Raw genomic sequence first — 9,646 nt, 5'->3', positions numbered from 1 at the left:
AAAAGACCTGCAAATCGAACAATTCGATGCCAGACTTGTGCCACTCCTCCAGCCCAGCGCCGAGTTCCAGGCAATACCAGCGGGGGGCGACGTAGCGGGCGGTGATTTCTAATTTCGCGGGTGTGGTGGCCCCGTCTGGCTGCCCGAACTCGGCGCGCGTGCCTTCAATGACACAGGCCGGCTCCGCCCGCAATGCCCAGGGACGCTTTATTGCCTGCGAAGTCGCCAACGGGCGCGTCACGCGGTCGGAAGCCGATGTGATACATCTAGTAGGCCCGTTTCGCGAGACATTACGCTCAGTAAAAGTGTAACGCATTCGTCCTAACGGGAATTTCTGTTCTTACTCTTGCACTACCCCTTCAATTGGCTCATGGAGTTGGTTAAAAGAGAGAGGCAATAATCGGGGGGCCAAAACGCCGGCGTTTAGTCGGGCCAGGGGCCGCGCTAAGGCTTGATGTTGAGCAGGCGCTCGGCGTTGCCGTGGGCGATTTTGGCGATGTCCTCGATGGGCAGCGGCGCATTTTCGATGAACTTGCGGTCTGGGTCTTCGGGGTGAAGCTGGAAGGGGTAGTCGGTGGAAAACATCACCCGGTCGGCCCCGAGCACGGCCACGGCTTTCAGCAGGTAGGGCGTGCTGACGATGCCGCTGCCGGTCACGTAGAAGTTCTGGCGGAAGTACTCGGCCACGGTTTTCTTATGCTTCATCAAGGGCGACATCTCGTTGGCCCGGTCCAAAAAGAAAAGCAGCGTCTCGCCCCAGTGCCCGAGCACGAATTGCAGGTTCGGCAGCTCATCGAAGACGCCGGCCACAATCAGGCGCAGGGCCGTGACGCCCGCCTCGATGTGCCAGCCCCAGCCGCTACTGGCAAATTCGGCGCTCATCTTCGCGTCAAAGCCGTCGTAGTAGAGCGCCCGTACCGGCCGGGGCGCGATTTGCGGGTGGAGGTAGATGGGCACGTTCAGCGCGGCGGCCTTGGCCAGCAGGGGCCGGAAATCGGGGTGGTCGAGGTACTTGTCGCCGCTGCGCCCGTGCAGCATGGGCCCGCACAGGCCCAGCGCCTGCACCGCGCGCTCCAGCTCTTCTACGGCCGCCTGGGGGTGGGGGGTGGGCAGCGTGGCCCAGCCGGCGTAGCGGTCGGGGTGGGCCCTGACGGTGGCAGCCAGCGCGTCGTTGGCCTGGCGGGCGAGCGGCACGGCCTCGGCGGGCGACAGAATCTGGGTGCCGGGGGCCGTTACGGAGAGCACCATCATGTCGAGCGCTAGGAGGTCCATCTGGCGCAGGCGGTCCTCGCCCAGGTCCAGCAGCAGCGGCGAGAGCGGCCCGGTCTGGAACATTTCCACGCTGTCGTCGCGCTGGTCGGGGGGTAGGCGGTGCAGCGCGTCCGTAATTTTCGCGTCCCAGTAGTGTTCTTCCAGTCCGATAAATCTCATGGCAGGGGGTGGGGGGGGTAGGGATTGGTTTGCTGAATCACGACGCCCTCAGGCCGCTGCCGGGCCCTTGGCTGGCGTCAGCCAGCCCGCCAGCCGGGCGATGGGGGGCGAGAGCAGCACGGAAGCGGGGATGCCCACGAGGTTGGCAATCCAGACCGAATGCCACCAGCTGCTCCAGAATTTCGGGCCCCAGCCCACGTTGACTAGCGTCAGGGTCAGCCCCATCAGCAGGCTCATCGTCACGGCCATGCTGACGGCAGTCAGCGCCGACCGGTATTTGAAGTCGAGTTTCATGCGATGGTGGCCGCCAAGGCTGGCGAGGCAGTTGAAGGCGTTGCGACTGGGGCCGTCGGCAGCAGTTCGGTGCTCATATCCGGGGTAGTAAGGCGCGGTGGGCCGCCGGCCAGGGGCGGCAACGGCCGGCGGGGATTATGGTAGCGGGGCACAGTCAGCCCCGCGGCTATCAGCGGCGCGCGGCGGGCTCACCTCGCGGTCCAGCAGCCGTTGGAGCCGGCTCAGGTAGGTCATGCCCAGCAGCAGGGTGTAGCGGCGCTCCTCTAGCTCGTCCGTTACCCAGGTATCGGACGAGTCGTTGTAAAGCTGCGGGCATTCCTGCTCCACGCGGGCCAGCACGGTGGCCAGCTCCCGGTTGTTGTCGCCGAGCACTCTCATCAACATCTTGCTCATCGTTGCCTTGAATTAAAAAGCTTTACATACATTTTGAGGCGAGTGTCGGCCCGGCGGCATGGCCTTCAGTTAAACGGCGCCATGCAGTGCGGCCAGGCGGGGTGATAATGGCCGCCGCCCGGCAGAAGTTGCTGACCAGCAGGTAGCGCGGCCCTGCTGCGCAAGCATTAGGGTAGCCAGTCCAATGGTTGTGGTAACGTGCCCCCACGTCGAAAGGCGAGCCTGCCCCACCCAAAAGAAGGCGGGCCAAGCGGCAGGACAGGAGCAGGCCGTGGCGTTAGCGAGTAGCGGACCGCGGCGGCTCCGGTGCCCGCGTGGCCCCGGCCGGCCCCTATGCCAGCAGCTTGTCGGGCGTGATGGGCAACTCGCGGATGCGCTTGCCCGTGGCGTGGTACACGGCGTTGCAGATGGCCGCCGCCAGGCCCGTGATGCTCAACTCGCCGACGCTTTTGGCGCCCAGGGGCCCGACGAAGTTGTCGGTGCACGGCACAAACTCCAGCTCCATGTGCGGCACGTCGGCCTGGGTGGGCAGGTGGTAGTCGGCTAAGTTGTTGTTGACGAAGCGGTGCAGGCGGTGGTCCGTCACCGTGGCCTCGGTGCAGGCCATGCCGATGCCCCACACGATGCCCCCGCGGATTTGGCTGTCGGCGGTTTTCTGGTTGATGATGCGCCCGCCGTCGTAGGCCCCGACCACGCGCGTGACGTGCAGCTGCCCGATGAACGGGTCCACCTTGACTTCCACGAACACCGCCCCCCAGGAATAGGCCGCGCGCCCGTTGATGACGGGCCCCATGACCGGCGAGCTGCCCGTTTCAATCTGGCTGCGCTCGGCGGCTCCCATGCCGGGCGGCATGAATTCGTCCTGCGCGTCGAGAAAGGGCAGTTTGCCGCGCTTCAGCAGCTCGGCGTAGGAATCCGACTTGGTTGGGGCGTCGGTGTTCACCAGCCGGCCGCCTTGCAGGGCCACCTTTTCTTTTTGCACGCCCATAAGCGGGCCGGTCGGGTCCTTGACGGCCAGGGCCACAAATTGGCCGACCAGGTTCTGAGCCGTGGCCAGCACGGCGGGCAACACGCTGACCGTGGTGCGCGAGCCACCTGCCACCGGGCCGGGCGGCAGGGCCGAGTCGCCCACGCTGACCGCCACTTGCGCCAGCGGGATGCCCAGCGCGTCGGCCGCCACCTGGGCGATGATGGTGTAGGCGTCGGTGCCCACGTCGTTCACGGCCGACTGCACCAGCACCCGGCCGTCGGCCTGGAAGCGGATTTTGGCCTGGCAGGGGGCCATGTTCACCGGGTAAACGGCCACGGCCATGCCCCAGCCCACGTGCAGCCGCCCGTCTTTGAGCGTGCCGGGCGTGAGCGGGCGCTTGCTCCAGCCGAAGCGGTCGGCGCCCGCCTGGTAGCAGGCGCGCAGCTCCTTGCTCGACCAGGGCAAGTTCTTGTCCTCGTCCTTTTCGGCGTAGTTGAGCAGGTGCAGCTCCAGCGGGTCGCGCCTGACTTGCGCAGCCAGCTCGTCCAGTACCGACGACAAGGCAAAGGCGGCCTCGACCTCGCCGGGCGCGCGCATAAACGTGGGCATGGGGTAGTTGAGGGGCACCATGTGGACCTGGACCTGCACGTTGGGGCACGAAAAGAGCATGGCCGGGATGTCCACCACGGCCGGCGAAAACCAGCTGTCGGCCTCGGAGGTGTTGTTGTGCACGTCGATTTGCAGGGCCAGCAGCTTGCCCTGGGCGTCGGCCCCCAGCCGGTAGCGCTGCTCGTTTTGGGCCCGGTAGCCGTGGGCGGTGTACTCGTGCTCGCGGGTGTTGACCACCTTTACCGGGCGCCGGAAGAGCTGGGCGGCGGCCACCGTGAGCAGCACGTAGGGCCAGGCGCTTTTGCAGCCAAAGTTGCCGCCCACCAGCGGCGAAACCACGTGCACGTTCTCGAGCGGCAGGTTGAAGGTCCGCGAAAGGGTTTGCTGCAGTCCCTTCACCCCCGAGGACGCGGCGTGCACCGTCAGGCGGTCGGCGGCGTCCCAGCTAGCCAGCGTACTGCCTGGCTCGATGGGGTTGTGGTGCTCGATGGGAATGCGGTACGTCACGTCGAGCCTGACCGGGGCGGCGGCCAGGGCCTGGGCGGCATTGCCGCGGGCCGCCGCCTTGCCCGTGGGCTGGGCCCGGGCCTTGCCCTTCTCCATGTCGGTGTTGGCTTCTTCGGCGCGGTACTGGGCCCGCACCAGAAAAGCGGCGTAGGTGGCGTTTTCCAGCGTGTCGGCCACGACCAGCGCAATCGGCTGGCCGGCGTAGTGGATGCGGGTGTCGCGCAGGGGCAGCAGCACCGTGGTGCCGCCGTTGGCCAGGGGCACCAGCGCGCCCATCGGGGGGAGGTTCGCGGACGTCATCACGCCCACCACGCCCGGCACGGCGGCGGCGGCGGCGGTGTCGAGGTGGGTGAGGTCGCCCTTGGCAATGGTGCTGAGCACGAACACGCCGTAGGTTGTGCCAGCGGGCATGGTCTCGCCGGCGTAGCGGGCGCGGCCCGTCACCTTCACGGGGCCGGTGATGCGGTCAACGCCCTGGCCGACCAGCAGGCCGGCGGCGGGGTTGGGCAGTGGGGGACTTAGCAGTTGGGGGCTCATGGTAGCTGGTTGGGGCTCAAGCCAGGGCGGCGGTTTCTTCCAGGGCTTGCACCAGCACGTGCTGGACCAGCTCAATCTTAAAAGCGTTGTCGGACTGGGGCGCGGCCCCGGCGACGGCCAGCCGGGCGGCCTGCGTGAAATTTTCCCGGTTAGCCGCTTTGCCTTGCAGGAAGGCTTCGGCCTGGGGCGCTTTCCAGGGCACGGTGCCCACCCCGCCCAGCGCCAGGTGCGCGCGCTGCACCACGCCGCGGCGCACGTCCAGCCCCACGGCCGCCGCCGCGAGGGCAAAGGCGTAGGAGTTGCGCTCGCGCACCTTCAGGTACCGCGAGCGGCGCGTGGCCTCGGAGGCCGTTAGCCGGATGGCGGTAATCAGCTCGCCGGGCTGCAGAGTAGTTTCTTTTTCGGGGGTGGTGCCCGGCAGCAAGTGAAGCTGGGTGAGCGGAATCACCCGCTCCCCGCCCACGCCCTGCAGGACCAGCTGGGCGTCGAGGGCGACCAGGGCCACGCACAGGTCGGAGGCGTGGGTGGCAATGCAACTCGCGCTGCCGCCCAGGATGGCGTGGTTGCGGTTCACACCGGGGATGGCGTCGCAGCCCGCGCCGGGCTCGCGGCGGTTGCAGCGGTAGCTGGGGTCGCGGAAGTACGGGCAGCGGGTGCGCTGGAGCAGGTTGCCGCCCACGGTGGCGGCGTTGCGCAGCTGCTGCGAGGCGGCCAGCAGCAAGGATTGCGACACGACCGGGAAGTTTTTCACCACGGCCGGATGGTAGGCGGCCTCGGTCATGGTTTCCAGGGCCGGTAGCGTAAGCACGTTGTTCTTGAATGTGATGCTTTTGAGCGGCAGGCCCCTGATGTCGATGACCGTTTGGGGCTGCCAGACCTGGTATTTCATCAGGTCGACGGCCGTGGTGCTGCCGGCCACGAACAGGGCCCCGGGCTGGCGGCCCATTTCCATTGCCTGGGCCAAGGTGCTGGGCCGGAGGTAGTCGAAAGGCTTCATGGGATTAGCGGCGTTGGGTGAGGCCTTTTCCGCCGGCCGCCACGCTCTGCATGGCCGCCACAATGCCGTTATAGGCCCCGCAGCGGCAGATATTACCGCTCATCAGCTCCCGGATTTCGGTTTCGGTGCGGGCGTGGCCGTCGCGCACCACCGCCACGGCCGACATGATCTGGCCCGAAGTGCAGTAGCCGCACTGGAAGCCGTCGTGCGCGATAAAGGCCACCTGCATGGGGTGCAGCTGCTCCGGCGAGCCCAGCCCCTCAATCGTCGTGATGTCCTGGTGTTGGTGCATCACGGCCAGAGCCAGGCAGCTGTTCACGTTCTGGCCGTTGACGTGCACCGTGCAGGCCCCGCAGGCCCCCTGGTTGCAGCCCTTCTTGGTGCCGGTCAGGCCGAGCTGCTCGCGCAGCAAATCCAGCACCGTGGTGCGCGTGTCAATCGTGCGTTGCACGGTCTGGCCGTTGATGCGCAGCGTGACCGGCACCAGGCGGGCCGCGGAGTCGTCGGCCAGCAGGGGGGTAGGGACGGGGGAGGCTTCGATGTTTTGCATGGCTTGCACGGGCTGGACGAGCGAGAGGGCCGCCAGCGTAGAAAGCTGCTTGAGGAAGTCACGCCGCTCAGCCGTTGGGGGCACCGGCTGGTCATCAAGGGGCGGCAGATGGGGCGGTGGCGTGGGCATAAGTGGGGCCGTTGCAGAGTTAAAATCAGTTAATAAGCAAGCAAGAAGACGCGGGAGGCGCGCCGCACCAGGGTAGAGGCAGGGTAAATAGCCAACGCCGCGGCCTACTGGTCTATAGGCAGTTGGCAAGGCCCCACCCAGTGAAGAAAGATGAAACAAGCCGGGGCGCCCGCTCAGGCCACTAGTTGGTGGGCCAGCCGCTCGGCCACGCCGGGAAACAGCGCCGCCGCATTCTCGTGGGCCAGCAGTGCCAGGTCCGCGTCCGAGAAGCCTTTCCAGCGCGCCACGTCGGCCAGGGCCGGCGCAAACGTCGTGGGCGGCATAAACGGGTTGTCGAAGCCCATCAGCAGCCGCGAGGCGGGCACCAGCTGCTGCAGCGCGTAGAGCTGCGCCGCCGACGTGCTGGCCGTGAGGTCGTAGTAGAAGGACGCAAACCCTGCCTGCACCTCCTCAGTAGAAAGCGGCACCCGGCCGTCGCCGGGTCCGAAAACCTGTTCCTGGTTCTGAATCCGGGTGAGCAGGTAGGGCACCGTGCCGCCGCCGTGCGTGGAAATTATCCGGATGTTGGAGAAGCGTTTTTTGGCGCCCGTGAACACCATATTCGTCAGCATCCGGGTCGTATCGAACATGAATTCCAGCACGGCGACGTTGACGCCCAGGTCGATGGGCAACGACGCTTTTGCCACGGTGGGGTGCGCCAGGAGCGTGACCCGGCGGCGATTCATCTCCTCAAACCAGGGGTCAAAAAGCGCATCGCCGAGGTACTTGTCGTTCAGGCTCGTGGACGTGCTGACGCCGTCCATCTTCAGGGTGTCGAGGGCGTAAGCCATCTCGTGCAGCGTGCCGTCCATGCTGCTCCCCGGCACCGTGGCCAGCGCCCCAAAGCGGGTGGGATGGCGCGCGACAATAGCGGCCAGCTGCTCGTTCACGCGCCGGGCGATGTCGTTGGCTTTCGCGCCCCTGGCGGCGGCGGCGGCATACGGGACGGAGAGGATGGAAACGGCTATTTCGTTGGCGTCCATCAGGGCCAGGGCGCGGTCAACCGACCAGGGGGGCTGCGTCGGCATCGGGGCGGCGGCCCCCACGTCCAGGATGGCGTGCGCGTGTACATCAATGATGCCAGTCAACTGGCGGTGGGCAGCCGGTGAAGAGTGAGCCATAGCAGGTTGTTGGGGAGTGGTTGGAGGTGAAACTCGAAAAACCGGGGCGCCCCGGGCGTTCAGCCCGCCGGGCCTGCTGCACGGGCAGCGGTAAGGCAGGCCTAGGGTCTAGCCCGCGGGCAACAAAGCAGCCGACCGGCAGCGGAACCCACTGCCTGGCTAACGAACGGAGCGCTAAGCCTGCCTCGCCCAACCACTTGACTGTTGTTTATGTATCCGTTTGCCAGCTCAGCTCTCGCCGCCCATATTGGCCCGGAACGGCCGCCGCCAACGTCGGCAATAAGCGTCCAGAATAGTATTGGGGGGCAATACTTCAAAACTAGCGGCCCGCCCCCGCCCACTACCTGACGAAACGCAACACCGGTGCTGATTTTTGTCAGGTTATGGCGAACAGCCGGGCGCGTCCTCTTCGTGTTTTCGGGCTGGCCGCCCTCGTGCTCACCCGCCACGCCGTGGAGCTTGCTGAACAAGAGGGCCGCGCCTAATCCATTTCCGATGGGTTAGCCGTCGCTTGGGCTTGTTCCAAGAAGGTTCTCCCCGTGGCTGGCCAGGGAGCGGCTCACGTAAATTCCTACCCCCTTGTTTTTGGGCAGTGCCAGGTTAGCGCCAGCTCCCTATCAACTCAACCCGAAGCCGGTATCTGGCTTCGAGCGGCTACCGACTTGCTGGAAGCAGCGGCGCCAGGGGTGGCTTATCGGATACGGGAAGCGTAGAATCGTAGAATCCTCGTGTACGGCATGTTTTTGATATATTGTTCGCGTGGCCATCGCAGGTCGGCGAGCAATCTTCCCCCGGAATTTGTAGGTCAGCACCGACCGGGTTTACCCAATCAGGGACTGCTGGACGGCTTGCTGCCGGAAGGCATTGGGCGAGGTGCCGGCGTGCTTGCGAAAAAAATGATTGAAGTAAGTAGGCTCCGCGAACCCGAGGCTTTCGGCAATGTCGGCGATGGGCCAGTTGGAATACTGGAGCAGCATCTTGGCTTCCTGGGCGATGCGCCCGGCCAGGTGGGCGCTTGTCGGCCGGCCCGTGACCTCGCGCAGCACCCGGCTCAGGTAGTTGACGTGGACCCGCAGGCGCGCCGCAAAGGCTTCGGCCGTGTGCAGGGGTAGGGGGTACGCGGGCGAGGCAATGGGAAACTGCTGCTCCAGCAGGTGCAAAAACTGCCCGGCCAGCCGGCTGGCCGCCGGGGCATCCGCCCGCTGGGGCAGGTCGGGCTGCATCCGCAGGGCCTCGTGCAGCAGCAGTTGCACGTGGGTGCGCAGCAAGTCCAGCTTGTAGCGGTACGAGGAATTTGCTTCGGCCAGCATCTGCTGGAAGAGGTGGGTAAGAAAGGCGCACTGCTCGTCGGTGAGCAGAAATACCGGGCTGGTGCCCGGCAGAAACAGCGACGATTCCTGCCACGGGGCCGCGGGACCTATTCCGGCCAAAAAGTCGGCCGTGAACAAACAGCAGAAGCCCGTGAGCGGGGTGAGCGGGGCGCAGGCGTAGGGCGCGCGCGGATTGTAGAGCAGCAGCGCCGGGCTCTCGACCAGCAGGGTGTGCCCGGCGTACCGCATCTGCGTGGTGCCGCCCGTGTACAGGCTGATTTGGTAAAAATCGCGGCGGTCGTAAGGCAGGCTTGGCCCATCAGCCCCGGTGGCAATAGGAAACACGGCGAAGGGCTGCGGCACTTCCGGCAGGTATGCCTGCAGGTAAGTTTGGTGAAAATGGGTCAGGGACTCGCTGGACTGCATAAGTTGAAAAATCAATTAGTCGGTGATGCTCAGTGTACCGCTTGAGTGCCACTGTCAAAAACGCATCACCAGCTACGTAAGCCGTCCCTCGTACCGGGCGCGGACTGTTGCGGGTGGCCGCGCGTGAAGCTCAGAAAGGTGCTGTCGGCTCGCAGAGTCCCTTGCGCACTTTCTTCCAAAGCGGCTCCGCGCCCCGGCTTGACGTGCCATTTCGCTTTGGCGGCGCGGGCCTGCGAGTGGATGGGTAGGCAGCGCCAGGCCGGGGTTCATGGGGCTACTCGGATGAGGAGCCGCAGCTTCCTGGTCATTGGTTTTTCTTGGCGGCCGGGGTCT

General features: G+C 65.9%; 9 protein-coding genes. All 9 read right to left on the bottom strand.

Annotated elements, in window-relative coordinates:
* Positions 1-241, bottom strand: a 241-nt coding sequence (locus ACFE70_RS18205) for a hypothetical protein (protein ID WP_375419211.1), incomplete at its 3' end; no start/stop codon positions are given.
* Between the two features lie 203 nt (positions 242-444).
* The gene (locus ACFE70_RS18200; RefSeq protein WP_375419210.1) at positions 445-1,431 is read right to left on the bottom strand and encodes an amidohydrolase family protein; all 987 of its coding nucleotides are present in this window, start codon (positions 1,429-1,431) and stop codon (positions 445-447) included.
* A gap of 48 nt (positions 1,432-1,479) precedes the next feature.
* A complete protein-coding gene (locus ACFE70_RS18195; protein WP_375419209.1) occupies positions 1,480-1,725 on the bottom strand; it encodes a DUF2798 domain-containing protein in 246 nt (81 codons plus the stop codon).
* A 135-nt stretch (positions 1,726-1,860) separates the two neighbouring features.
* Positions 1,861-2,118, bottom strand: coding sequence for a hypothetical protein (locus ACFE70_RS18190; protein ID WP_375419208.1), 258 nt, complete (start codon positions 2,116-2,118; stop codon positions 1,861-1,863).
* Between the two features lie 331 nt (positions 2,119-2,449).
* Positions 2,450-4,741, bottom strand: a complete 2,292-nt coding sequence (locus ACFE70_RS18185) for a xanthine dehydrogenase family protein molybdopterin-binding subunit (RefSeq protein WP_375419207.1) — start codon at positions 4,739-4,741, stop codon at positions 2,450-2,452.
* 16 nt (positions 4,742-4,757) lie between these two features.
* Positions 4,758-5,738, bottom strand: coding sequence for an FAD binding domain-containing protein (locus ACFE70_RS18180; RefSeq protein WP_375419206.1), 981 nt, complete (start codon positions 5,736-5,738; stop codon positions 4,758-4,760).
* A 4-nt stretch (positions 5,739-5,742) separates the two neighbouring features.
* Positions 5,743-6,417: a (2Fe-2S)-binding protein gene (locus tag ACFE70_RS18175; protein WP_375419205.1), complete on the bottom strand. Its 675-nt coding sequence runs from the start codon at positions 6,415-6,417 to the stop codon at positions 5,743-5,745.
* 173 nt (positions 6,418-6,590) lie between these two features.
* A complete protein-coding gene (locus ACFE70_RS18170; protein WP_375419204.1) occupies positions 6,591-7,577 on the bottom strand; it encodes an amidohydrolase family protein in 987 nt (328 codons plus the stop codon).
* An 821-nt stretch (positions 7,578-8,398) separates the two neighbouring features.
* A complete protein-coding gene (locus ACFE70_RS18165) occupies positions 8,399-9,313 on the bottom strand; it encodes an AraC family transcriptional regulator (RefSeq protein WP_375419203.1) in 915 nt (304 codons plus the stop codon).
* Positions 9,314-9,646: the final 333 nt, after the last annotated feature.

The organism is uncultured Hymenobacter sp. (assembly GCF_964243305.1).
Classification (GTDB): domain Bacteria; phylum Bacteroidota; class Bacteroidia; order Cytophagales; family Hymenobacteraceae; genus Hymenobacter.
This window is presented reverse-complemented; position numbering and strand designations above follow the sequence as displayed.

Coding starts and splice junctions, on each gene's coding strand:
- ACFE70_RS18200 (WP_375419210.1), bottom strand. CDS start 1,431: ATGAGATTTATCGGACTGGAAGAACACTACTGGGACGCGAAAATTACG.
- ACFE70_RS18195 (WP_375419209.1), bottom strand. CDS start 1,725: ATGAAACTCGACTTCAAATACCGGTCGGCGCTGACTGCCGTCAGCATG.
- ACFE70_RS18190 (WP_375419208.1), bottom strand. CDS start 2,118: ATGAGCAAGATGTTGATGAGAGTGCTCGGCGACAACAACCGGGAGCTG.
- ACFE70_RS18185 (WP_375419207.1), bottom strand. CDS start 4,741: ATGAGCCCCCAACTGCTAAGTCCCCCACTGCCCAACCCCGCCGCCGGC.
- ACFE70_RS18180 (WP_375419206.1), bottom strand. CDS start 5,738: ATGAAGCCTTTCGACTACCTCCGGCCCAGCACCTTGGCCCAGGCAATG.
- ACFE70_RS18175 (WP_375419205.1), bottom strand. CDS start 6,417: ATGCCCACGCCACCGCCCCATCTGCCGCCCCTTGATGACCAGCCGGTG.
- ACFE70_RS18170 (WP_375419204.1), bottom strand. CDS start 7,577: ATGGCTCACTCTTCACCGGCTGCCCACCGCCAGTTGACTGGCATCATT.
- ACFE70_RS18165 (WP_375419203.1), bottom strand. CDS start 9,313: ATGCAGTCCAGCGAGTCCCTGACCCATTTTCACCAAACTTACCTGCAG.